General features: G+C 48.6%; 21 protein-coding genes. 8 read left to right on the top strand and 13 right to left on the bottom strand.

All coding sequences use genetic code 11. The features are described from left to right. Positions 1–508, top strand: a 508-nt coding sequence (locus ACTHMC_RS04530) for a hypothetical protein (RefSeq protein WP_440411212.1), incomplete at its 5' end; no start/stop codon positions are given. An 8-nt stretch (positions 509–516) separates the two neighbouring features. Here the strand turns inward: ACTHMC_RS04530 and ACTHMC_RS04525 are convergent. Genes ACTHMC_RS04525 through ACTHMC_RS04515 form a run of 3 tightly spaced genes read right to left on the bottom strand, consistent with a single transcriptional unit; the run spans position 517 to position 4,969 of the window. Next, a complete protein-coding gene (locus tag ACTHMC_RS04525; protein ID WP_440411210.1) occupies positions 517–2,445 on the bottom strand; it encodes a menaquinone biosynthesis decarboxylase in 1,929 nt (642 codons plus the stop codon). A 26-nt stretch (positions 2,446–2,471) separates the two neighbouring features. Further along, the gene (locus ACTHMC_RS04520) at positions 2,472–3,134 is read right to left on the bottom strand and encodes a response regulator (protein ID WP_440411208.1); all 663 of its coding nucleotides are present in this window, start codon (positions 3,132–3,134) and stop codon (positions 2,472–2,474) included. Next, entirely contained in the window at positions 3,131–4,969 is a 1,839-nt protein-coding gene (locus ACTHMC_RS04515) for a sensor histidine kinase (protein ID WP_440411207.1), read from the bottom strand. The genes ACTHMC_RS04520 and ACTHMC_RS04515 overlap by 4 nt, the downstream gene beginning before the upstream one ends. A 424-nt stretch (positions 4,970–5,393) precedes the next feature. On the opposite strand from ACTHMC_RS04515, the gene ACTHMC_RS04510 reads away from it, so the two are divergent. Continuing rightward, entirely contained in the window at positions 5,394–5,774 is a 381-nt protein-coding gene (locus tag ACTHMC_RS04510; RefSeq protein ID WP_440411205.1) for a response regulator, read from the top strand. A gap of 3 nt (positions 5,775–5,777) precedes the next feature. Here the strand turns inward: ACTHMC_RS04510 and ACTHMC_RS04505 are convergent, their stop codons facing one another. The 5 genes from ACTHMC_RS04505 to thrS form a co-directional block, all read right to left on the bottom strand. Continuing rightward, on the bottom strand, positions 5,778–6,644 hold the full coding sequence (locus tag ACTHMC_RS04505) for a DUF6089 family protein (RefSeq protein ID WP_440411203.1): 867 nt from the start codon (positions 6,642–6,644) through the stop codon (positions 5,778–5,780). Between the two features lie 947 nt (positions 6,645–7,591). Next, on the bottom strand, positions 7,592–8,659 hold the full coding sequence (locus tag ACTHMC_RS04500; RefSeq protein ID WP_440411201.1) for a FecR family protein: 1,068 nt from the start codon (positions 8,657–8,659) through the stop codon (positions 7,592–7,594). Positions 8,660–8,685: 26 nt separating this feature from the next. Then, positions 8,686–9,255 (bottom strand): RNA polymerase sigma factor, encoded by a 570-nt coding sequence (locus ACTHMC_RS04495; protein WP_440411199.1) that lies wholly within the window; start codon positions 9,253–9,255, stop codon positions 8,686–8,688. A gap of 452 nt (positions 9,256–9,707) precedes the next feature. Then, positions 9,708–10,298 (bottom strand): translation initiation factor IF-3, encoded by a 591-nt coding sequence (infC, locus tag ACTHMC_RS04490; protein WP_440411198.1) that lies wholly within the window; start codon positions 10,296–10,298, stop codon positions 9,708–9,710. 61 nt (positions 10,299–10,359) lie between these two features. Then, positions 10,360–12,297: a threonine--tRNA ligase gene (thrS, locus tag ACTHMC_RS04485; RefSeq protein ID WP_440411197.1), complete on the bottom strand. Its 1,938-nt coding sequence runs from the start codon at positions 12,295–12,297 to the stop codon at positions 10,360–10,362. Positions 12,298–12,489: 192 nt separating this feature from the next. Here thrS and ACTHMC_RS04480 point away from each other — a divergent pair, with 192 nt between their 5' ends. After that, positions 12,490–13,626, top strand: a complete 1,137-nt coding sequence (locus ACTHMC_RS04480) for a hypothetical protein (RefSeq protein WP_440411195.1) — start codon at positions 12,490–12,492, stop codon at positions 13,624–13,626. A gap of 180 nt (positions 13,627–13,806) precedes the next feature. Beyond that, entirely contained in the window at positions 13,807–14,655 is an 849-nt protein-coding gene (locus ACTHMC_RS04475; RefSeq protein ID WP_440411193.1) for a hypothetical protein, read from the top strand. Between the two features lie 8 nt (positions 14,656–14,663). Here ACTHMC_RS04475 and ACTHMC_RS04470 read toward each other — a convergent pair whose 3' ends face one another. From ACTHMC_RS04470 to ACTHMC_RS04460, 3 genes are all read right to left on the bottom strand, one after another. Continuing rightward, entirely contained in the window at positions 14,664–14,864 is a 201-nt protein-coding gene (locus tag ACTHMC_RS04470) for a hypothetical protein (RefSeq protein WP_440411191.1), read from the bottom strand. Positions 14,865–14,931: 67 nt separating this feature from the next. Then, entirely contained in the window at positions 14,932–17,280 is a 2,349-nt protein-coding gene (locus ACTHMC_RS04465; RefSeq protein WP_440411189.1) for a TonB-dependent receptor, read from the bottom strand. A gap of 3 nt (positions 17,281–17,283) precedes the next feature. Next, the gene (locus ACTHMC_RS04460) at positions 17,284–17,880 is read right to left on the bottom strand and encodes a DUF3347 domain-containing protein (RefSeq protein WP_440411187.1); all 597 of its coding nucleotides are present in this window, start codon (positions 17,878–17,880) and stop codon (positions 17,284–17,286) included. Between the two features lie 84 nt (positions 17,881–17,964). On the opposite strand from ACTHMC_RS04460, the gene ACTHMC_RS04455 reads away from it, so the two are divergent. Together ACTHMC_RS04455 and ACTHMC_RS04450 are read left to right on the top strand one after the other, a co-directional pair. Continuing rightward, complete coding sequence (locus ACTHMC_RS04455; RefSeq protein ID WP_440411185.1) at positions 17,965–19,944, top strand: ABC-F family ATP-binding cassette domain-containing protein; 1,980 nt, start codon at positions 17,965–17,967, stop codon at positions 19,942–19,944. A gap of 57 nt (positions 19,945–20,001) precedes the next feature. Further along, the gene (locus ACTHMC_RS04450; RefSeq protein ID WP_440411183.1) at positions 20,002–22,260 is read left to right on the top strand and encodes a patatin-like phospholipase family protein; all 2,259 of its coding nucleotides are present in this window, start codon (positions 20,002–20,004) and stop codon (positions 22,258–22,260) included. On the opposite strand, the gene ACTHMC_RS04445 is transcribed toward ACTHMC_RS04450, so the two are convergent. Next, positions 22,257–23,117, bottom strand: coding sequence for a LysR family transcriptional regulator (locus ACTHMC_RS04445; RefSeq protein WP_440411181.1), 861 nt, complete (start codon positions 23,115–23,117; stop codon positions 22,257–22,259). The two genes, ACTHMC_RS04450 and ACTHMC_RS04445, sit on opposite strands and share 4 nt — an antisense overlap. A gap of 128 nt (positions 23,118–23,245) precedes the next feature. On the opposite strand from ACTHMC_RS04445, the gene ACTHMC_RS04440 reads away from it, so the two are divergent. Together ACTHMC_RS04440 and ACTHMC_RS04435 are read left to right on the top strand one after the other, a co-directional pair. After that, a complete protein-coding gene (locus tag ACTHMC_RS04440) occupies positions 23,246–23,776 on the top strand; it encodes an N-acetyltransferase family protein (RefSeq protein WP_440411179.1) in 531 nt (176 codons plus the stop codon). Further along, the gene (locus tag ACTHMC_RS04435; protein WP_440411177.1) at positions 23,773–24,642 is read left to right on the top strand and encodes a DMT family transporter; all 870 of its coding nucleotides are present in this window, start codon (positions 23,773–23,775) and stop codon (positions 24,640–24,642) included. Before ACTHMC_RS04440 ends, ACTHMC_RS04435 begins: the two co-directional genes overlap by 4 nt. An 11-nt stretch (positions 24,643–24,653) precedes the next feature. Here the strand turns inward: ACTHMC_RS04435 and ACTHMC_RS04430 are convergent. Then, positions 24,654–25,472, bottom strand: an 819-nt coding sequence (locus tag ACTHMC_RS04430) for an outer membrane beta-barrel family protein (RefSeq protein ID WP_440411175.1), incomplete at its 5' end; no start/stop codon positions are given.

Below are 25,472 nucleotides of genomic sequence, written 5' to 3'. Positions count from 1 at the left end.
AGGAAAAGATAAATTTACAGAGAGGTATTTTGCCAGCAACGAGATCAAAGTAACGGACCTGGAAGTAGAGAACGATGATGAACTGAAAGACTCGCTGCCACTCAATCAGAACTTCAAATTTTCACTGCCGGTGAGCAGTTCCGGTGATTACAGATTCTTTTCACCGAACCTGTTCGGAGGGCTTGGCAAGAATCCGTTCACAGCTGAAACGCGTCAGACGCATATCGATTTCGGTTACAACCAGCATTACGTATTCACGGGAAACATCACCATCCCAGACGGATATGAGTTTGAAACACCGCCGAAGAGTATCGGTATGATCATGCCTGATACCAGCATCATCTTCCGGAGGTATGTGGAATTGAAAGGAAATACTGCAGGGTACCGGATCACGCTTGAGTTCAGGCGCCCGTTCTACGACGTGCAGGAATACCCTGAATTCAGGGAGTTCTACAAAATATTGTTCGATAAACTGAGCGAGCAGTTCGTATTTAAAAAGAAATCCTGATCAGCGGGTCAGGATTTAGCAACAGCTTCCTGGCCGTAAACCTGGTCTTTATACTTTATAGATGGAGATGGAATGAATTTGCCTAAACCAAGTTCATTCCATTTTTTGTCTACCGCCTCAATGGTGGCGTCCGCAGCCACAATGATATTGGGCCAGTCGCGATGGAAATCGTCCAGCTCCGCAGTCTTCAGCGTACCATCCAGACCCATACAGGCCCAGATCTTACCGGGAACAGCCACGGACTCCTGTTCGCTCAGGATATGGTCCCGTTTGGGATCCAGGTTATTGCAGAAGCGCCAGAGTGCCACCGGCAGGTCATTGGCATCTACCGTATGCTCCACGTACAGGATCATTTTTACGCCTTCGAGTGATGCATTGCTGCAAAGCTGCTGGTGCAGGGATCTTATATGGCCTTTGCGGTTTTTCTTTATTCCAATGATCAGGCAGGGAATATCGATAGCCAGCAGCTTTGTGTTGATGCTGCTGATCTCGGGGAATGATTTTTTGATTTCGCTAACGTCAATGGCTAGTTGTTTATCCGCAAGCACATACCTGGTATCTGTTTCCTCTTCGTATTTGAAGGTACCATCGATGCACATTTTGCCGCCGAAGCCGAGTTTGCTGCAGCTATGGTCCAGCACATCCATCGGCCCCTGCGTAAAACTCAGGTCTGTGGCAGGGTTGAGGTTCCTGAACACATCCTGCGCCAGCTTTTTATAGTCGTTGATCGGGAAACTGTCGTTGGAGGTAAGTACCAGGATCTTGTTGAACATCATCTGTCCGGCTCCCCACATGGCATTCATCACTTTCTGTCCCTGTCCCGGATAATCCTTCTGGATCTTTGTGATCACCAGGTTATGGAAAACACCTTCAACGGGCATGTCCATATCCTGGATCTCGGGTACCATGGTCATTTTGATGGGCGCCAGGAAGATGCGTTCTGTGGCCTTTCCGAGCCAGGCGTCTTCCTGTGGCGGAATACCCACGATGGTGGCAGGGTACACAGGATTCTTCCTATGTGTGATGGCAGTGATATGGAAGCGCGGGTACCAGTCGGGCAGCGAATAGTATCCGGTATGATCACCGAATGGTCCTTCCCAGATCAGTTCATCGGCAGGGTCAACATAACCTTCAATGATAAAGTCTGCATCGGCAGGTACTTCTATTTCAGGCTGGGTGATACATTTCACCAGTTCCACTTTCTTTTTACGGAGGAAACCTGCGAGCATGTATTCATCCACATTATCGGGCAAGGGTGCGGTTGCAGAGTAAGCATACACGGGGTCTCCGCCGAGGGCTACTGCTACAGGCATCCGCTTATTGAATTTTTTGTATTCGCTGAAATGCCTGGCGCTTACTTTGTGGCGGTGCCAGTGCATACCGGTGAGCGTGGGGCCGAATACCTGCATACGGTACATGCCCACATTACGGATATTGGTATTGGGATCCTTGGTATGAATTACGGGAAGTGTTACAAAGGGCCCGCCGTCGTTGGGCCAGCAGGTGATCACTGGCAGTCTGGTAATATCAGGGCTTGCCATTACCACCTCCTGGCAGGCTCCCCTGCCCTTTTTGACCTTAGGCATCCAGGAGGCGAATTCACCTAGTTTTGGGAGCAGTCTCAGTTTATCAAGCAGGCCTTCTTTGGGGCCTGTGAGTAATTTAAATAGCTTTTCTATCTCGCCGGCAATATCATCCAGCTTTTCCACGCCCAGGGCCAGGCACATCCTGCGCTCACTGCCGTAGGCATTCATCAATACGGGGAAATCGTAGCCCGTATTCTCAAATAACAGGGCTTTGCCTCCGCCGGGCTCCTTGCTGATCCGGTCTGTGATCTCCGCTATTTCCAGTACAGGGTCAACATAGGTGCTGATGCGGATGAGTTCTCCTGCCTTTTCCAGTTCACTGATGAATTGCTGCTGATTAACAAATGCCATGATTCCAGATTATGGCCCGCAAGTTACTACAACTCCTCGATCCGGATCAACCCGTTTTTCAGGGCGAATTTGATCACGCCCACCAGGTTCCTGGCCCCGATCCGCTTATTGATATTGCTGCGATACTGCTCCACCGTCCGTTCGGAGAGATAAACCTGGTCGCTGATCTCCCTGGCGGTTTTCTGATAACAGGTCAGCCGGATGATCTCCACTTCCTTGCTGGTGAACTCCATATCGGCGATCAGGAGGCGTGTATTATCGTCCTGAAAGGAAATGCGGTTGATAATATGGTTACGGGCTTCGCGGCAGTAGTATTCCCTTCCTGCCATGATCAGCTCGATGGCTTTGAGAAATTCGCCATCATCTTCGCTTTTGAGTACATAACCGTTTACTCCTACGGAGAACATGCGGGTTACGGCATTCTCATCGAAATTGAAACTATAGGCCAGCACCCGGCTCTGCGGACATTTGTATTTGATCTCCTTCACTACCATATTCCCTTCGATATCCGGAAGCCGGAAATCCACTATCACCAGTTGGGGTTGATGCTGCAGGGCCAGGGCCACACCGGCTTCCCCGGTATAGGCTTCATAGAAATGTTCAAACATATGTTCGATGGTGACACGGATACCATTGATGATCATTTTGTGATCATCTATCACCAGCACTGATTGATAAGGTTGGCTCATTTAAAAGGGATATTTATTTCGATAGTATAACCTTCAGGAAAATTGTTGCGGAGATCCAGTTTACCACGGAGCTTTTCCACTCTCTCGCGGATATTGGCAAGACCGATTCCGCTCTTCTGATCATAAGCCGGCTCGAAGCCCTGACCATTGTCAGTATACACGATAAAGATCTTTTTGGACTCCACTTTCAGCATGAGGTCGATCCGGCTCCATTCCGCATGCTTGATGGTATTGTTGACCAGTTCAGTCAGGATATTCCGGAGGTGCTGATACTGGAAATAATTAAGGGGCTTGTCTTTATGGTTGAAAGAAAAATGATAGCTGATGCCGGTGAGCGATTCGGTTTTATCGAGCAGGGTTTTCACTTCATCATACAGTTCAAGGGTTGACAGTTCCTTGTCTGATTTGAGATCATGACTGAGGCCCCGCACTGTTTCCATCACATTGTTGATGGCTGCTTCCATTTGTATGATATGAGCGGAGGCGCCAACCGTTTCCTTTTCTTTTTTGGCCATGAGCTTTACAAAGAGCAGCATGGGCCCGATCTCGTCATGGATATTGCGGGCCATCCGCAATTTGGCATTATAGAAGCGGTTTCGCTGGTTCTGCCTGTACCATTTGAAGAGCAGGAAGGCGCAGATGAGCTTGGTGATGATCAGCAGGATGAGGAAAATATTGGCTTTTTCAGCGCGGCTATTGGCCTGGGTAAGCTGTTGCACTTTTGCCTGGTTGGACTCCGACTGCAATTGTGCATATACGTTATTATCACGGTCGATGAGGGTGGATTTAATAAGACTGTCTTTCAGTGCCAGTGCTTTTGCACTGTGCTGGTAGGCTTCCGCAGCCTGCCCGTTGCTGTAAAGCAGGCGGGCCATCTGCTCATGATAGAACTGATCTTTCTTTTGCCTGATCATGGGAAGGTCAAGCTGGTTCAGCAATTGAAGATATCTTCCGGCGCTGTCTGCCATATTATGATCCATGAAGAAGCGGATCCCGGAAACATATTCATCATACAGAAAAAAAGCCTGCATGGATGCTTGCATACCGGAATGCCGGATCCTTGCGATGGTTTCATTCAGTTTTTCGGAAGCCAGTGGCGGATCACGCAGGTCCCAGGCCGCTTTGGCGAAAGCGGCGCTGCTGGCTACCACCCTGATCTTGCCGAGGAAGGGCTGGTATTTTTCCGGATGTCCGTTCACGGCATCCATCACCTGGTGCAGTAATGTGTCAGATGAGCGGGCTTCCTGCAGTTTACCGGACTGATAATAAAGAGTGGTGATGGCCTGCAGGATGCCAAGCACGTTTTCGATCATCATTCCGCTGCTGCGCCCATCCTGTGCTGCAACAGTCTGATCCTGCAATATGGGGAGGATACCATTGTAGCGCTCGAAGCATTTTTCATAATCTTCATTGTCTGCAAAAATGGAGATCATTGCCCTGTTGGCGGCCAGCTCTCTGGCTGTATTGCCCTGCCGGCTTGCTTCCTCAGCCATTTTGCTGAAATAGAAAACTGCATTTCCCGTGCTGTTATTATTTACACTATGAATGCCGCGGTACTGGTAATAAATGATTCGTCTCTCTTTAAAACCGGTATCACTGAAAACGATGTGCCGGTATGGCTCCATAATGTCCGGGAAATCCTGGCGGTCGAAGCATTCAAAAACAACGGAGTCGAGTTTGCGGAGATAGTCTGCATTACTGAGCAGGCCTTCCTGTCTTTGCAGTTGCCATTGCTGAAGCTGCAAGAGCATATTGTCTCTTGAATAAGTGGTGGCAGGAGCAGTGAGACAAAGCAGAACAGTCAGAGTAAGAGCCAGCTGGATCCATGATCTCATAGGTTCTCTATTGGTATATATGGAAAAAAGGTTTTAGTGCCTTTTAACCAGAGCCATGAAACCAATAGTAAAAATGTGGTGCGTCAGGCAATTTAAGGAATTTGAACCAAACCTGAACAAGTTCAACAATTTCATTGAACCAGATCAAAAAGCTCAACAAAAGAATATGTGGTTTTTACGGAAAAAAAGGGCTTTCGACATATTATTTTTCTGATAACCAAAGTAATAGTAATTTCAGACAAGCAACCGTTTTTACATGGCTCTGCTTTCTGCAAACATTCCTGACAAACCTTCTCCTTCCCGGTTTTTGTATCATTTTATTACACGAATCTAATATATCATCCTCAGCAGATCGATCGCATAAATGGTCCGTACCCTATATTTTATCTATCCGGATCAACTAACCATTAATCGTATGCTAACCATGATCAAAATCATGATTGCGGATGATCATGACCTGTACAGGGAGGTGTTGAGAGATTTTCTAAACCGTAACGGGTTCACTGTTGTGGATACCCTTGGAATGGAAAAGTGTCTGGAGTCTGCCTTGCAGGCAAAGAGCCTTCCTGATATTGCCATTATCGCGTTCAAGAGCAGCCGTACTGAAAACCTGGCCTGCCTGCGCCGCATGCGCACCAATTTCCCGGCTGTAAAAATCCTGGTGACCACTTTGTTTGATGACCGGGTTCCTGCTGAAGATCTGAAGGAACTTGGCATCGAGGGCATGATAGTAAAATCGCATGCAGATACCCGTGAGATCATCACAGCACTGCATGCGATACAGGAAGGTGAGAAATATTTTTAAAGCTTACTGACGCATTCTGGGACATCCCAGTTGAGATTTTCTTCCGTTCCAGCCGGAATAAGAATCGTTACCGCCTTTGCCACCGAGGCCGATGGTCAGCGTAAGTCCTGTGATATAATACCAGTCTTTTGCCTTTGCGCCTCCACGCACGGAGCCGGTTGCAGGATAATTCGGGTTGCCTCCTTTCACTTCTCCGCCACGGTAGGCCATTTCAACAGCTTTCAACCCTCTTTGGGAAGCCAGGATCAGCGGATCCACATATCTGGTGCTCACATCATCCAGGTGATCCGTAAACAGTTTTCTGATACCGAACTCATAACCCAGGGTTACATTATCAGACACCCTGAATTTGATACCACCGCCGAATGGAATGGCAAACTGGTTCAGTTTATATTCCTTGCGGTCGGGATACTGGGACAGGCCCTGTCCTTCTGTACTCAGCGGTTTCAGAAAGATCTTGTTGCCCAATGTATCATAGGTATAAGGATCGAAATGATAGATGGCTGCACCTGCAAAAATATAAGGCGAGATCCTTTTATCAGAAAGATCGAACAGCGTATACTGTAACAGCAGGCTTCCTTCCAGTATTTTGGTATGGAAGTTAAGGTTACGTGCACGTAAGAGCCCCGAATTCTGTTTATCGTCCCCTTCCAGGCTACCGTAATTGAATCCAAGCCTTGCGGCAAAATGCGGCGTAAAATCGTACTGGAGACCTGCTCCAACGGCCAGATTTGCCTGGTTGAGGGTAAAGTATTTAGTCTGAAGATCGCCCTGGTAATTGGAAAAGCCACCCAGGATTGTCAAATGAACACGTTGTTGGGAATACCCTGCCAGGGGTAATAGTAAGCACCATACCAATAGCTTGCGCATACGGAGTTTTTTTGGTTTCAATTATGAGTTAAGGCAGTTTTCCTACAAGGGATTGGATAATACGGTCAGAGGAGATTGGGCTGTGGGATCCGAATCCGGAATCCGGGCATAATTTGCAATATTCGCGCCAATTATACCCATTTGGAGGAGGAATTGCCGGCAAGATACAACGCAAGTCCGGAAGTTCATAGTGTCCGCGATCAGATTCCTCCAGGGAGCCTGTCAGCAGATACGAGGCGAATGATAATAAAGTTGGGGAGGCAAAGAAGGGCTGCCAGGGAAAAAGCAGAGCCTTAACCAAAAGTTTACCTGGGTCCGGAATACAGGTTTCGAGGTAATAAACCTACTGGAATTACAGGATATAAACGAGTAAAAGCTGCGTAAATCTTCTGGTTTACGTCTAAGCATATACGAACTTCTACGTGTAACCACTTATACAAAAAACGTTTGTTTCTCTCTGAGTTTCAATGGTCTTTTAGCGAAAGTCTTTATCCCGAATTCATAAATACCTTAAGAAGGTTAAAGGTAAATTTGAATTGAAGCGATACGGTTAGTGAGCTTTGAATTATCAGATTATCAGATTGTCATTTATGTCGATCACACTATAAGGCCACTTGAGAAGTAGCTGTATTAACCGGGTAGCTGGTAGTGCGTAACTATGCAACACGGAACGATGCTTTGATTATGTTCAGGATGCAGAGGGTCAACATACTCAAAAATCCTACGTTGTTCATGGGCTATACTTTGGAATGCCCTGTCGCTCCGGCAAACCATATATGGGTGGTTAAAAACGCCCTGCACTGCCAGCTCCCGCGTTATATACAGGCGCTTTGTGTGCTTCACGCTACGGACATATCTTCGTATAACTCATTCAATGTTTAGCCCCTTCCTGGTTTATACTCCGTGTACCGGAGCTGCCAGCAATGGCATACCGGCTACACGGTGTTTTATTTCTGCTTCCAGCTAAGTGTTTCAGCCAAATTCACCGCTTCCACCCGGATGCCTCCCATATCGGCCCCTTCCTGGTTATCGTTGCTCACCTGTGCCTGCAGCCCGGGTTTCAATACCACATCAAGCAGTTTGTTTTCTGCATTTTTATTTTCAGCAGTGACCGATACTTTTTTCCAAACACGCATACTGCCTTCCTCCAGGGTGGCAGTGGCAAAACGCTCCCGCGGGTATACATTCACGTTGAAGCTGGTGCCCAGTACTTCCATTTCCATTTTTGCCGTATGCACCCGGAACGGCGCGCTTCTCCTATCCCCCTGGTGGTGCCGGACATGAAACCAGGCCTCTCCTGTTACTTCCACCACTCTTTCGCTTTTTTTGAATGTATGCGGGAACTTCAGGGAGCTGGCAGCATTGAGCCATACTTCCGTACTATCCGGTAAACTGAGGCGGCCAATACCTTCTGCCGGAGTGGAGAATATGGCAAAGCTGCCGCTGTCTGCGGCTTTGCCCAGGGAACTGATGCGCAGGATACCTGAATCCTTCACCAGGATGAGCGATCCTGCATTTACGGCAAGGCCGTTCTCAATAGTATCCGTATTGATAAGTGATCCGTCTGCCAGTTGAAGCAACCTGGCATTACCGGTGGTTCGCTTTTCTTCTTTACCCTCCGGCGTTGCGTCTGCCATACCCGTTCTGTTCTTTCCAGTCCACCAGAAAGTCATCAGGGAAATTATCAGCAGTAAGGCCGCCGCAATAATCCATTTCCGGTAGTTAGTCTGCCTTTTTTCAAAATTACGGTTGTCCGTCTCCGTCAGATCGCCAGGATCAGCCTCTCCGGTAAGTGATAATTCAGTCCAGATCCGGTCGCGCATTTCCTGCTTAACCAGGGAGAGATCGCGCAGGCTGCTGACCAGGAAATCCGGATTGGTGAGACGTGCAAATGTTTCTTTATTTGCTTCCGACTGGTTGGCCCAGTCGAGCAGCTCATTGAGCTCCTCTTCCTGTAATTCCTGTCTCCAGTATTTAAGGACCAGTTGGGCGGTCCTCCTGACGGTATCCGGCATATTGCTTTGTTGTAAGGGTCAGCTTGCTAGGTAACGATCCAGTTTTTCATCCAGTTCTTCAGAGGGATGGTCAACCGGAGGTGCTGGCGTGCCCTGTGTTTCTGGTTACGTACTGTTTTCTCCACGATATTCAGTTGCGACGCGATCTCTGCATTGCTTTTTTCGTGCAGGAATGCCAGTACAAAGATGGTCCTGCACTGGTTGGGTAGTTTATCGATCTCTTCCAGTACGGCCCGGAGGGTTTCCTGCGTTACTTCCTCGTTGTATGCTGCTTCTTCTGCACTGGTATCAGTTGTATCGGGAATTGATTCTCCCAGCTCTCCCTGCTTCATTTTCCGGTTCATGAGATCGATGGCAGTTGTTCTGGCCGTGGTCATCAGGTAAGCCAGAATATTATTGAGCCGCTCGAAAACTTTTTTGCGGTTGTATAACTTGATAAAGGTTTCCGTGGTGATATCCTTTGCGTCATCAGCTCCGAGGCCCATACGCAGGACATAATGATAAATGTTCAACCAGAATTTTTCATACACTCCGATAAATCCCCGCTCCGCACCATCATTGAACAATTGCAGGAGTTCGTCGTCAGAATAAACCATTTGAGAATGAGGTTAGTGATAAAATACCCGTCGGATAAGGATTTCCGTGTACTGTTCACTGGTATAAGTGAATGAATGAAAGGTATAAATGGATGGCTGATTAAGTGAATTAAAAATAATCAAAGTTTGGAATAAACAATTACGGATGCAGAATAATCCTGCAAAATTCTGCTATGCAATGGCATGTAGTTTAACTACGGGAAAAAGTATAATTTTTCCCAAAAACAAAAAGTAAGTTTCTTACTTTTTGTTTTCTTCAGGCGCCTCTGTTCCGGTGTGCCCGGTCGCCCGCGTCCCCGCGAGTGACTTGTATTTGCTCGCCTCTGGCGGGCGCCGTACCGCCGGAGGCGACGGAATATCCGTCACTCGCGGGGACGCGAGCGGCTGGTGGCAGCGAAATAAAAAAAGGTTGCAACCCTTAAGCTGCAACCTTGTATTCATTGAAGGCAGGACTACTCCTGGCCTTCTTTCTTCTTCTTGGCTGTTTTAGGCGCAATGATCATCAGCATACGCTTCCCTTCCAGTTTAGGAAGGCCTTCCGGCTGTCCTACTTCTGCAAGGCGCTCTGCAAATTTCAGCAGCACCAGCTCTCCTCTTTCCTTGAACATGATGGCGCGGCCCTTGAACTGCACATAGGCCTTTACCTTATTGCCTTCTTTCAGGAAACTCTCTGCGTGGCGTGCCTTGAAATCAAAATCGTGATCATCGGTACCTGGTGTAAAACGGATCTCTTTAACCTCCGCCGTTTTACTCTTGGCCTTCATCTCTTTTTCCTTCTTCTTCTTCTCGTACAGGAATTTATTATAATCAATGATCTTACACACCGGGGGATCCGCCTGCGGGGAAATCTCAACCAGATCAAGTTGTTGCTCCTGCGCCATTTTCAACGCATCCTGCGTGTTATAGACGCCAACTTCCACATTGTCTCCTACTAACCGCACCTGCGGTACCCTGATCATGTGATTGGTACGATGTTCCTGTTGCTGTTCTTTTCTGAAACGCGGATTAAAGTTACCTCTCGGTGGTCTTGGTGGAAATGCCATTTACAATTTTTACGTTTACAATTTTTAAGTTTTTGAAGCGGGCTTTATTCGCGGGCCGCTCCTAATCTGATTTCCGCGTTCTGATCTCCTGTTTCAGCTGATTGATGATGGTATCAACATCAACAGCTCCCAGATCTCCTTTACCCTGCCTGCGTACCGATACCTTGTTCTCATTCATCTCTTTCTCTCCCACTACGAACATATAAGGTACTTTCATCAGTTCCGTATCACGGATCTTCTTTCCTATCTTCTCATTGCGATCATCTACCTCTGCACGAATATCCGCATTTTTCAGGGATTCTAAAAGAGTATTTGCATAAGGCATGAACTTGTCGCTTATAGGCAGGATCTTCACCTGCAGTGGCGCCAGCCAGGTAGGGAATTTACCCGCATAATGCTCCAGCAGGAAGCCGATAAAGCGCTCGTGGGTACCCAGCGGCGCGCGGTGGATGATCAGCGGCGTACTGGGCGCATTGTCCGTGCCGGTATATTCCAGCTCAAAACGCTTGCCCTGGGCGAAATCCACCTGGTTGGTGGCCAGGGTGAACTCACGGCCGATGGTACTCCAGATCTGTACATCAATCTTGGGGCCATAGAAAGCGCCCTCATCGGGAACCTCCACATACGGAATTTTACTTTCCTTCAGCACCTGGCGTACCATTTCTTCGGTCTCCAGCCATAGCTCCGGCTCATTGATATATTTCTTACCGAGCTTGGCGGGGTCGTGAAGACTGAGACGCATTACATATTTATCGATCCCGAAAATGTCAAAATATTTGAGGTACATATCGTTCACTGCACGGAATTCGGCAGCAAACTGCTCGCGGCTGCAATAGATATGCGCATCGTTCATATGCAGGCAGCGCACGCGCATCAGGCCGAAAAGCTCCCCGCTCTGTTCGTAGCGGTAACAGGTACCATATTCAGCAAGGCGCAATGGCAGGTCCTTGTAACTGCGCGGCTCCGCTGAAAAGATCTTATGGTGGTGCGGACAGTTCATGGCCTTCAGGTAATACTTGGTGCCGTCCAGCTCCATGGGCGGATACATGCTGTCCTCGTAATAGGGAAGGTGACCGCTGGTGAGGTACATGCTCTCTTTAGCGATATGCGGCGTTACCACACGCTTGTAGCCTGCAGCCTTTTCGGTTTCCTTGGCCAGTTGTTCCAGTTCCTCGATAATGATGGTACCGTTGGGCATCCACAGGGGAAGACCAGGACCAACATCATCATCCATGGTGAAGATGCCGAGCTCTTTACCCAGTTTGCGGTGGTCGCGCTTTTTGGCTTCCTCCAGCATGGTGAGGTGCTCATCCAGTTCCTTCTGAGAAGGGAAGCTGATACCATAAATGCGGGTCAGCATCTTGTTATTGCTGTCATTCTTCCAGTAGGCCCCTGCAATATTGGTGAGCTTGATGGCCTTGATGGGACCTGTGCTGGGAATATGGGGCCCGCGGCAGAGGTCGGTGAACCCGCCCTGGGTATAGAATGTGATCTCGCCGTCTGTAAGACCGCTGATCAGATCGAGTTTGTATTCGTCTCCTTTTTCTGTGAAGTAACTAACGGCTTCCGTCTTGGGAATGGCTTTACGCACGTAGGCGTTGTTCTGTCTGGCCAGTTCGTTCATCTTCTTTTCCAGTTTGGCCAGGTCCTCTTCCGAAATGGAACGGCCGCCCAGGTCGATATCATAATAGAAACCGCCATTGTCGAGCGCTGGTCCAACCCAGAATTTGGCGCCGGGGAACATCCCTTCCACCGCTTCCGCCATCAGGTGCGCGGAAGAATGCCAGAACGTGGACTTTCCTTCCTTATCGTCCCAGGTGAGAAATTTTACCGTTGCATCTTCGTTGATCGGCCTCGTGGCATCCCATGTCTGGCCATTCACGCTGGCAGCCAGCACTTTTCTGGCCAGCCCTTCACTGATTGATTTCGCTATTTCCAGTGCAGTAATTCCTTGTTGATACTCCCGTACTGCTCCATCGGGGAATGTAATCCTGATCATAATGTTTTTACTCCGCTTCTTTTTTATGAGGCCGATCCCCTGGAATGCTGTATCTTGGCGGCTTTAATTTTTTACGCCTGCCCTGAACACCCACCAGGGTCTGCAAATTTAACTAAGAATTTGCAGACTGCCACTTACGATATTTGTCGTAACATAAGGTTTTAACTAATTTGCTACAGTGAGGGATCATTCATGAAGCGATTTATATTCTTTCTGTTATTTGGTATCAGCCTTTCCGCCAATTCCCAGGACCTGACCGGTATCTGGCGCGGTAATTTCAAGTCTGAGAACAGCCGCTATCTCGAAGCCATGGGCCAGGAAAGCCGCTACAAGATCGAACTGCAGGTTGATCAGCATGCCAAAGCCTTTGAGGGCGTCACCTATTCTTACCTTACCACGGTATTTTATGGCAAAGCCACTGCGCGTGGCACCGTGAATCCGCTTACCAAAAAAGTTTTCATCGAAGAACTGAAAATTGTGGAAGTCCGCATGAGCGGCCGCTCGGATGCCTGTGTGATGACGTACTTCCTACAATACTCCAAAATAGGCAATGAAGAATTCCTGGAAGGCACTTACACCAGCATGAACACTTCAGACTCCTCCAATTGCGGAAGAGGCCGGGTTTTCCTGCGAAAAGTAACCAGCTCCGATTTTTATAAAGAGCCTTTTTTGCTGAAGAAAGAAGCAGAGAAAAAACCGCCCGTGGCCAAAGCAGAACCCGCAAAACCACAGCCACAACCCAATACCGTTACCAGCAAACCACCGGCAACCACCAAACCGGCCACCAAACCCGCGGCAACAAAGCCGGCTACCAAACCTCCCGTTGCTTCCAAACCCGTTCCCAAACCAGCGGAACCGGTAGTGAAGAGCACCCCGCCTGCTCCGGTTACCACCATGCCACTCCAGCCAAAGCTGGATACCATCAAAAAAGTGGAAGTAAAACCACGGCCGGTACTGCCCGTTCCAAAAGCCATTTCGGGCCGCGACAATGAAGTTGTAAAAACGATCTATACCAGCGCCCGTAAACTGATCATCAATATTTATGATAACGGGGCTATCGATAATGATACCATCTCGGTGTATCATAACCGGAAACTGGTGCTTTCCAAAAAGCGGCTTACAGACCGCCCGCTCACTGTGGAGATCGAGCTCAGCGAGGAGGATGATACGCATGAGTTGGTAATGGTGGCGGAGAACCTGGGCGAAATTCCTCCCAACACATCCCTGATGGTGGTGAATGCAGGCAGCAAATACTATGAAGTGCGCATTACCAGTACTGAACAGAAGAATGCAGTGGTGGTGTTCAGGTATGATAAAACGAAGCCGTAGTGTGTGCTGCCCATCGCTCGCGGAGACGCGAGCTACTGGCAACACTCTAACTATTGTCAACCTCTAACTACTGGCAACATCCTCACTACTGGCCATGCGCTCACAACTGGCAACTTACCGCTTACATAAAACTGATATGAGATGTGAAAGAGAAAGTGGAAATTAATGGAAACACCGCGGATGCGACTTCTTTCCATTTTCCTGTTCCTGCTTTTCGCCCACGCCAGCTTTGCTCAGAACCTCACCGGTATCTGGCGCGGCAAGCGCACGCAGGGCGCACAGGGCTGCTTTCCGGAATACGGACTTGAGTTGCATATCGAGTATAGTAACGAACAGCTGATCATGGGAAATGCCTACAGCTATGTGAGCAGGGAACAATTCACCAAAACCATCTTCAAAGGCCGGTACAATCCTCAAACAAAAAGACTGGTACTGATAGAAAGCAGTGTGCTCAGCTACAATGTGCCGCCACAGTGCATTCCCTGCATCAAAACCTATCAATTGAACTTTGCCGTAAAAGAAAAAGAGGAAACACTGGAAGGTCAATGGACGGGCCACGAAATGGGCAATAGCCATGCCTGCAGTCCGGGCAATATCGCACTTCACAGGGAGGTACAACCGATTTTTCCGGTAACGGTACAACAAACAGACAGCCTTGCGGAACTCCAGCAAAGGATCAGTCTGAAACAACGCGATAAAGAAGTGGTGGAAACATTGAAAGTGGATACCTCCCGGATCCGGATCGACCTGTACGACAATGCAGAGATCGACGACGACACCGTCAGTGTTTTTCTCAACGGTGCACTGCTGCTCTATAAAAAAAGATTGACGGACCGCCCGCTGACACTGAACATAAACGCCATGCCCAACTCAGATTATGAGCTGATGATGTATGCCGAAAACCTCGGCCGCATCCCGCCCAATACTTCATTGATGATCGTAACCGCAGGAAAGAAAAAATATGAGATCAGGATCTCTTCCAGTGAAACCAAAAGCGCAGTGGTGAAATTCAGGTATGATCTAAGATAAGAGACAGGTCAATTGTACATTTTGAGGAAATCCGCCCGGAAGTCTTCAGGCCTGAGCAGCAGGTCTTCATACCTTTCAACTGCCACTGCCATCCTGAAAATAGCGGAACGTTCGGATGTTGTGAGATTCTCCTCCCCTTTATTCATGAGCTCGAGAATGGCTTTCATAGCGGCATCGTATTCAGCCTTTGTCTGTATCCTGAATTCCATAGGTAAGCATTTACATTCTATAGAAACAACAGAATATGGTTGCTGTACTAGTGTGCCGGGAAATAAATCAGAATTTGAAATTCCAGGTAACAGCGGGAATGACGGGGAAAAGGCTCACCTGTTTGGGCTGGATCTTCAGTTCACCACTGAGAGCGCTGCCTTCCTGGTCGAAATAAATGAAGTATGGGTTGAGCCGGCTATAGACATTGTAAATACTGAAAACCCAGCTCTGCTCCCATTTCTGAGCAGGTTTCTTTTTCGGGGTGAGCGTGGCCGAGAGGTCAAGGCGATGATAAGCCGGCAGGCGGTAGGTATTGATCTTGCCATATTCCTGGGTCAGCACCCCGCTGACCACATAGAATCTTTCGGGTAAGGTGGTGGCATTTCCGGTCCCATACACAAATACACCGGAAACTTTCCATTTGGGATTGATCTGGTACATGCTCACGAGTGAGAGATCATGCCTGCGGTCGAACTTTGCAGGATATTTTTCTCCATCATTCAATCCGGGGAATTTCCGCCAGGTATAACTGAGCGTATAACCCAGCCAGCCCGTAAGCCTTCCTTTGGTTTTATTGAAGAAGAATTCCGAGCCATAACTCCATCCCTTTCCGAATACGAATTCGCTTTCAGGATCTTTCAGGCTCGGCGTATACCCCTCACCGTATTCTATCTGGTTCTCCATCGATTTATAATAAACTTCCACGGAGGTTTCAAACATATTGTTGTTGAAATTCCTGAACAACCCCAATGCATACTGCCAGCTGATCTGTGGCCTTACCCTGTAGGTGCTTGGCACCCAGAGGTCCGTAGGAAGGGTAGATCCCGCGTTGCTCACCAGGTGGATATATTGCAGATTACGGCCGGCGCTTGCCTTGATACTGGTGGCCTCATCGATGGTATAACGAAGCGTGAGCCGCGGCTCCAGCCCTCCATAATTCTTTACGGTTTTTCCCTTTCCATACAGGGTGCTGTCAAGCTTGTTCCCATCTTCATCCGTTTGAAAGACGGTATACGGACCGATCTGCGAAAAGCTGCTGTAACGCAGTCCTGCACTGGCCTGCAGCCGATCACTGATGGCCCAGTCGTCCTGCACGTACACTCCTGACTCCAGCGCATACTTCTTGCTTTCATTATTCGGTTCCAGCCGGGTATCGCCCTGGTTGCCCGTGAGAATATTGGGGGTGAAGCGGTGCCTGGTGTAAATGGCGCCGAATTTCATTTTATGCGATGGTGAAGGATAGAAATCGATATCGATCTTTCCCGTAAGATCGCGGATGCCGGATGCCAGGTTGAGCGTGAAATCCTGCTGCGTGGCGCCAAACGCAAAATTATAATCGTTGTAAACGATAGTGGTATTGGCAAACAGCTTGCGGTTGAAAACATGGTTCCATCTCAGTGTGGCTGTTGAATTTCCCCAGGGGATATTGGCGCTGAACGAGCGCTGCCTGCTCCTGAAATCAAAAACATCCCTTCCGAAATAACCACTGAGATAGAGCCTGTCCCTGTCCGAGAATTTATAATTCATTTTGGCGTTCAGGTCGTAGAAATAATAACCAGAGCCATGATAATTGCTGCTCTTTTTGATGAAGGGTTTCACCAGCATGTCTACATAAGTACGCCGGGCGGAAACGATAAAAGAAGCTTTATCTTTTTTCAGCGGGCCCTGTACAGAGATTCTTGATGCGATAGCCCCGATGCCTCCTTCCACTTCAAACTTCTTCATATTCCCTTCTTTCATGGCAATGTCCAGCACGGAGCTGAGCCTGCCGCCATATTGGGCAGGCATCCCACCTTTGATGAGGGAGATATTTTTGATGGCATCACTGTTGAAAATGGAAAAGAAACCGAAAAGGTGGCCGGTATTGTATACGATGGCATCATCCAGGAGGATGAGATTCTGATCCGGGCCGCCGCCGCGGACATACATCCCGGTATTGCCTTCACCGGCATTGCGTACACCCGGCAGGAGTTGCAGGGTTTTGAGGAGGTCAACCTCGCCCAGCAATACAGGTACGGCTTTCACCTGCTGCATGCTGAGATCTATCTTGCCCATCTGGGCATTCATCACATTACCATCTTTTTTCCGGGAGCTGACGATCACTTCCTGGAGCGCCCCCCTGGGCAGCAGCTGGAAATTATGACTGATATTCTTATCGAACCTGATGGTCAGTTGCTGCAACTGGTAGCCTGCAAATGAAACCAGCAGGGTGTATTCCCCTGCCGGCAAAGTAAGTGAGTAGAAACCGTATTGGTTACTGGTAACAGATCCGTCATCCTGCACCTGAACAGTGGCTCCGATCAGGGATTCGCCCGACAGGGAATCTCTCACAAATCCGCTCAGCGTATATTTCGTTTGCGCGGAGGCGGCCAGGGAGATCATCAGAGCATATACCAGGAGGGGGAATGACTTCACTGATTATTGTTGGGTAAAATCGATGGTGCTTTCCACCGATCCGCATTTGAGCATGGCCTCGCCGAAATAAGGATTGAGCACGGCAGAGTCCTTGCTGATCCAGTTGGCGCCGGTATTGTTGAAAGCCATGGGGCAATGCACCCAGTAGGCCTTCTGACCATCATAACGAACGGTCTGGAAAAGCGGGAACAGGGCTTCAGAGATCATTTTGAACTCTTTACGCTTGGCTTCCAGTCCTGCTTCCAGGGCCAGGGCTTTGGCTGAACCGCTGATGGTGCCGGAATAATCCTGGGCAGTAAGCTTGATCACTCCGAGGCTGTCGCCCTTGATCTCCCCAACTTTCAGGCTGTCTGCCGCCAGTGCCAGTTGATTGGCTGCTGCGGAAGCCTTAGCCGTATCACCGGCCACCAGCGCGTCTTTTACGCTGTAATAGGCAGTGAGCAGGGCACCGAAAGAGTTATTGAACGCATCGGAATTATCAGCCTGGGTAAGCGGCTGCTGTTTCGGACCGGATTCAGCTTCTTTTTTACCACCCCAGATCAGCCAGCCTGCAACAGCCAGCATCACCAGGACCAGGATAACAAGTACACCTTTTTTCATCAGAATAAAAATTTCCCAAATGTAACATTTCTGGATGTTACGGCATGATTGTGTTACTTTTGCGGCGTAAAAAGACTACATCATATGCTGGCAGGCCTGACGAACGTAACATTTGAATTTGGATCCAGGATACTTTTTGAAAATGCCACCTGGCATATTCAACCTAATGAGCGCATCGGACTGGTGGGATTCAATGGTACGGGTAAGTCCACCCTGCTCAAATTACTGGTAGGACAATACTCCGCTTCCGAAGGAACGGTGGAAAGAAGCCGCACCACTACCATCGGTTATCTCCACCAGGACCTCCTCAGTTTCGACACCAGTGAAACCATCCTCCAGGTGGCCATGGGCGCATTCGAGCGCGTGCTGCAACTGGAAAAAGAGATCGAGGAACTGGGCCATGAACTGGAAAGGACCGGGGACGAAGCCACCCTCATCGCGTATACCGACAGGCTCCACGAGATGGACACCCTGGACGGATACACCATTCAGCACCGCACAGAGGAAGTGCTGCAGGGCCTCGGCTTTGAAAATGCGGCACTGTCGCGCCCCTACAAGGAATTCTCCGGTGGCTGGCGGATGCGTGTGCTCCTGGCCAAAATGATCCTCCAGGCGCCCGACCTGCTCCTGCTGGATGAGCCTACCAACCACCTTGACCTCCCCTCCATCGAATGGCTGGAAAAATACCTCATCCATTACCAGGGTTCCGTGGTGATAGTGAGCCACGATAAATATTTTCTCAACCGCATGGTCACCAAGATCGTTGAAGTGTACCAGCGTCAACTGCATATCTACAACGGCAACTATGATTTCTTCCAGAAGGAAAAAGAGATCCGTTCAGACCTTCAGCAACGCGCCTATGAGAACCAGCAGGATTATATCCGCCAGCAGGAAAGATTCATAGAACGTTTCAAGGCTAAAGCCTCCAAAGCCGCACAGGCGCAGAGTATTGCCAAACGTCTCGACAGGCTTGACCGCGTGGAAGAAGTGATTGTAGAGCGCCCGGATATCCGCATCAACTTCCAGGTAGACAAAGTGCCTGGGAAAGTACTGGTGGAGCTCAAACATATCACCAAGAAATTCGGTGACAATACCATTGTTGAAAATACAGGCGCAGAGATCGATCGCGGCGATAAGATCGCACTGATCGGCGCCAACGGCAAGGGAAAATCAACCCTGCTCCGCATCATTGCCGGCATCGAACCATTCGAAGGCGACCGCCGCTGGGGCCATAACGTGGAAGAAAGCTTCTACGCACAGCACCAGCTGGAATCCCTCGGTCTCAATAATACCGTGCTTGATGAAATGAAGACCTGCGGCGCTCAGAAGACCGAGCTGGAGCTGCGCACCCTGCTGGGTTGTTTCCTCTTCAGCGGGGATGACGCAGATAAAAAGATCAAGGTGCTCAGTGGTGGTGAGAAAGCCCGTGTGGCCCTCGCCAAAACCATCGTGAGCAAGGCCAACTTCCTCATGCTGGATGAGCCTACCAACCACCTTGATATGCACTCGGTTGATCTCCTCATAGATGCACTCAACCGTTATCAGGGTACCCTGATCATGGTGAGCCACGACAGGTATTTCATCTCCAAAGTAGCCAACCGGATCTGGGAGATCGATGAACATGCCATCAAGGTATTTGATGGAGGATATGAAGAATGGGTGGCATGGAAAGAAAGGATGGCGCGTAACCAGGCCGCCACAGCCGCTGCCGCCAGACAGGAGAAAAAAGCCGAAAGGAAAGCCGAGCCCGCTCCTGCTTCCAAACAGGAAACACCCGCTCCCAAACCAGTGGCCAATGCTCCCATCAATAAGGAAGCTAAAAAGGAACTGCAGAAACAACAGAAACTCTTCAAGGAGCTGGAACAGAAGATCGAAGACCTGAATAAGAAGAAAGCAGAGCAGGAAGCATTGCTTGCTGCCCCGGAGACATATGCCGATAAAAACAAATTCGTAGCAACGGAAACCAGCCTCAAAACCATCAACGCATCGCTCAAAACGCTTACTGCAGAATATGAAGTGGCTTTTGAAAAGGTGATGGAGCTGGAAGAACAGGCCAATAAATAGGATTTTTTTCGCAGAAAGGATATCGAAGGTTACCCATTTCCTTCTTAAATTGGTGATATGCTGAGTAGAACCTTAGCCAGGAAAATTGTGCTGGCCCTGATCTTCATGTGTGCATTACCGTTAGTACAGGCCCAAACCCGCTCCGTACGCCCTAAGATTGGCGTTACACTCAGTGGAGGCGGAGCCAAGGGACTGGCGCATATCGGCATCCTCAAGGCCATCGACTCGGCCGGCCTTAAAGTTGATTATATAACAGGCACCAGTATGGGCAGTATCATCGGAAGCCTGTATGCCATCGGTTATTCCGCAGACAGCATCCGCAAGCTCACACAGGCCATCGACTGGGACCTGCTCCTCAGCAACCAGAGCTCTCTCCGCAGTATCTTCATGGAAGAAAAAGATGAGTACTCCAAATACATCCTGGAGCTTCCCTGGGTGAACCATCGTTTCCGCTTGCCTAGCGGTGTGCTGGAAGGGCAGGAACTCTGGATCAAATTCTCCGAGCTCTTCTTCCCGGTTTACAATATCAAGGATTTCTCGCAGTTCAGCATCCCTTTCCGCTGCATCGGCACCGATGTAGGAACCGGCGAAGCGGTAGTGATGAAAGACGGAGAGATCGTTTCGGCTATACGCAGCAGTATGGCCATTCCCTCCGTATTCACAGCAGTTGATTACAAAGGGAAGCGCCTGATAGATGGCGGACTGGTACGCAATTTCCCGGTGCGCGACGTAAAGGAGATGGGCGCCGATTTTGTGATCGGCAGCAATGTGGCCAGCGGCCTGCTCCCCTCGGATAAAGTGCGCAACGCCTTCCAGATCCTCATGCAGGTGGCTTTCTTCCGCGAGGCGGAAGACAATAAAGTGGAAGTGCCGCAATGCGATATCTATGTTCCCTTCACAATGGACAAATACAATATGGGCAGTTTTGCCGATGCAAAGGCCATTGTTGAGATCGGACTGGAAGAAGGCAGGAAAATATATCCGAAGCTCAAAGCCCTCAAAGACTCGCTGGACGCCATTTATGGACAGGAGCCCCCTACCCCTGAACGTCTGCCGGTTGTGGACCATGTAAAGATCAGTTCCTATGAAGTGAATGGTACAGAGAAGACCTCCCCGGACTTCTTCACGCATACCATGAACTTTGTCACCAATCAATATTACTCCTCCAAAAGGCTGGCCAATATGGTGCGCCAGGCGGTAGGCACCCGTTATTACAAACGCGTCACCTATTCCCTGATGCCCCTGCCCGATGGAACAGCCAGGATCATCTTCGATGTTACCGAGAACCCGCTCACTTTCGCCAAGCTGGGACTGCATTACAATCGCTTCAGCGGCATCGGGGTGATTGCCAATCTCACTACCAGGAACTTCTTTGCCACCAACTCGCGCAGTATGGTGTCCCTGAATATCGGCGAGAGCTTCCGCATCCGCGGCGAGCACCTGCAATATTTCGGAAGACTGAAGAATTTTGCATTGATCGCAGAGTTGCAGTTCGACCGTTTTGATGTGGCCACCTATACTTACGATAAATACAAACAGGACGGGCTCTACAAACAGAACCTGTTCCGCACGGGGGGACGTTTTCAGTTCTCTTCCAACCGTAGGTTCTCCATGGGTATCGGATCCAGGTGGGACTGGGTGCGATATACGCCCACCATTCAATCCGATTTCAATTTCCGGGGCAGCAACAGCTGGGTCACTAATTTCATGTACGTAGGGCATAACTCGCTGGATAAAGCGGTGTATCCCCGCCGTGGAGTTAAGTTTGACGCTGAAGCTGGTTATGTGGCCACGCAGAGCCCAAGGATCAAAATGATTTTGGGAAATCAGACCATTCCGGCTACTGAAGATGATATTTCCAGTGAATCCTATCCCCGTGTAACCGCCAATCTTGAAAGTTATATCCCCTTCAGCAGGCGCACTACCTTACTGGTAAATGCACAGGGAGGTACCAATTTCGGATATAAAAAGAACCTGCTGAATGAGTACATTGTAGGCGGTCTTACAAAATCCTTCCGTAACCAGATCACTTTTGCCGGCTTACAGGAAGGCACCATCTACAGCCCCAGCCTGCTGGCGTTACAGGGTGGTGCAAGGGTGATGGTATTGAGCAATACTTATCTCACAGCACGCGCTAATGTGCTTTTCAATAACCTGTTCACGAAGAATGAACTGTTCGATTATCCGGATTTCTTTTCAGGATATGCATTGACGTTCTCGTATAATTTTGCACTGGGGCCGTTGGAGATCTCAGCTATGTATTGCGATCAGACGAAAAGGGTGCAGAGTTATATCAATCTGGGGATCCCGTTTTAAACAATCAGATCCAGCACATTTCTGATCACAGCATTCTCTTCATCGCGTCGCCAATGCAGGTACAGTGGCACTCTATAGGGCAATTCAATGAACCGAACGCCTGAATGATTCATCATGGAATAGGAATATGGAATAACAGATATGCCAAGTCCTTTCTTTACCAGGCTCAATATCACAGAACCGAAATCCGATTCAAAACGCACATTGGGTTTGAAATGATAAGTGGAGAAGAGCTCATCTATCTTCATCTGGAAAGTCTCTCCATCTGTTAATGTAGACAGGATGAAACGCTCGTCCTGTAAGGATTTGGTACTGATACCTGCAAGAGTAAGAATCGGGTGTGCTTCGGGTACTACCAATGCCAGACTATCTTCCCGGATCAGTTTCGAGCTCAGTAATTCCCCTTCATATTTGTGGCGGCTGAAGCAAAGATCCACTTCAAAGCTCTTCAGCATTTCAATTTCCCTGGTATGCTTTACCTGTACCAGTTCAACTTTAACATCAGGGTACGAAGCTGCTACCCTGCTTAGCAGCTCAGGTAACAGATCATGACTGATAGAACCGGGATGATTGATGGCAATACTGCCCCCCTCTCCCTGGTGGATCTTTCTTGCATATAATGCCGCCGCCTTCAACCGTTCAATCAATGGCTTCCATTGCTGCTGTAAGAATTTACCAGCGGGAGTCAGTTCCACTTTCCGGTTGGAGCGTTTGAAAAGCTGTAGCTGCAGCTCGTCTTCCAGCGCCTTGATCTGGCGGCTGAGTACTGATTGTGTTGCGTTCACTTTATAAGAAGTCCGCCAGTAATGGAGTTCTTCCGATAATTGCAGGAAGTATTCGATTTGTTGGGTAGTCATTGCTTTTATTAATGCCTTTTCAGCATCAATATACTTCAATTTAGCATTTTTCAGCATCAAACGGGTTAGTAGTTTTGTGGAAGAAAGGAGTTGAAACCCCAGAAACCATTCCCTTAACAGATTATATCATGCAAGAAATAACCATCAAAAAAGTCACCTCTTCCGACCTGGCTACCCTGCAAAGTATCGGACGCAAGACCTTCATTGATACTTTTGCGCAGCACAATACGGAGCAGAACATGATCACCTATCTGCAGCAAAGCTTTTCCGATGAGAAATTATCAGCTGAGCTCAATACCGCAGGCAGCGAATTCTATTTCGCCCAAATCGGGGATGAAGTGATCGGCTATCTTAAAATTAACACCGGTGCATCTCAGACGGAATTAAAGAACGGCAATAGTCTTGAAGTGGAGCGGATCTACGTAGACCAGGCCTACCATGGAAAAAAAGTTGGACAACTGTTGTATGAATGGGCGATGAATATTGCTCAAAAAAGAAAATACGATTTTGTATGGCTCGGCGTTTGGGAACATAATGCCAGAGCGTTACGTTTCTATGAAAAAAATGGTTTTATACCTTTCGATAAACATGTGTTCATGCTGGGCGATGATGTACAGACAGATATCATGATGAAGAAAAACCTGGAGCCTGCAATATGAGTAAGAAGCATTTGTTTTTAGCGCTGCTGGTATTGGGTACAGCCTTCTGGGGAATTTCATTTCCGGTAACCAAGATGGCGGTGAGCGGCGGCTCACAATCCACTTTCCTGTTCTATCGTTTCATGCTGGCAACAATAGTATTGTCAGTGGTACTGTTTCCGCAGTTGAAAAAGATAAACAGGAAAAGTCTCTTTGGTGGCATGCTACTGGCCATTCCACTGACTTCAGGGATCTACTTTCAAACGCTTGGACTCAAGCATACCACAGCGTCACAATGTGCTTTCATTGCGGGGATCTGTGTAGTTGCGATTCCCATTTTAAAGTTGTTCGTTTACAAAACGGCTGTTGACCTGAAGATCTGGATCGCGGCTCTGATTGCCTTATCAGGTTTGTTTGTTATTTCCATTACAGATACATTTTCTGTAGGTGCCGGAGATATTTACACAATCATCGGAGCCGTTGGATTTGCTGTTTACCTGATCCGGGTGGAGAGATATTCCATTACCGGAAATATCCTGCCAACTATCGTTCCCATGTTTTTCACCTGCGCGATGATCATGTTATGTTTTGCAGTGGCTGACAGTAATGCTGTCTGGGTGCCGGCAGGGCGTGATTTCTGGACAGGCATTATCTACTGCTCCCTGTTTTCCACCGCGTATATGTACACCATCTCCAATATTTCCCAACGGTATATTCCGGCAGAGAAAGTGGCAATCATTTACCTGTTCGAGCCTGTATTTGCGGCGCTGGCAGCTTTCTTTTTATTGGAGGAAATGCTGACATGGAGATTGATGCTGGGTGGGTTGCTGATCTTTGCAGGAACGTTGGTTTCGGAGATCAGGTTTGAGAAGGTGAAAGCTACCTGAACATACCGCCTTTAAGAATCCCTCATCATATCATCCCCACCACTTCCCCTCTCCTTCTTAAACAGATTGAAATCACTCTTTCCGAACTTCCATGTAAAGGTGATCTTAGCAGACCTCACATTCCTTCTCCTGTAAAAATCCTGGTAGAAATTCTCCGTATCGTAGATACCACCAAAGCGGTGTGAATTGAATACATCATTTACGGCAAGTGTTACACTCGCCTTGTTATCTTTCAGAAAATCCTTGCGCAGCGCCACATCCACACTATATCTCTCTTTGCGCTTACCCTGCGGGATCACTTCCGGCGACTCGTACTCTCCTATCACCTGGAAGCCCAGTTTGTTCCATACCGGCGACGGACTGCTGATCCTGTAATTGGCAGTCAGTTTGCCTTCCCAGTTGAAGCCTTCATTGCTGAGATCGGTCTCTGCCACCTTTGCATTCACTTTGGTGTATTGCAGGTTCACCGTTGGCGTGATATCGAAATTGCTGCCGAACTTATGTTGCAGGGTCAGTTCTGCGCCCCAGTTCTGCTCGCTGTTGGCATTGATGAAAGTATTCAGGATGGCATTGGGATCAACAGCTGCATTATTCAGTTGCTGATACTGAGCGGTAGTGATAGTGTCGCTGTACTGCGTGATCTCATCCGTTGAAAAACGGTAATATACTACACCCAGGAAATTTCCACCGGTGTAGGTCTGGTTATAATTGAACTCGAATGAATTGGTGAACTCGGGTGTCAGCGCAGGATTTCCCTGGCGGAGATTCAGCGGATCATTGATATCAACAAAAGGATTCATCTGCCAGAAATTCGGACGACGGATCCGGCG

The organism is Pseudobacter sp., assembly GCF_051955275.1.
Taxonomy (GTDB): Bacteria; Bacteroidota; Bacteroidia; order Chitinophagales; family Chitinophagaceae; genus Pseudobacter.
This window is presented reverse-complemented; position numbering and strand designations above follow the sequence as displayed.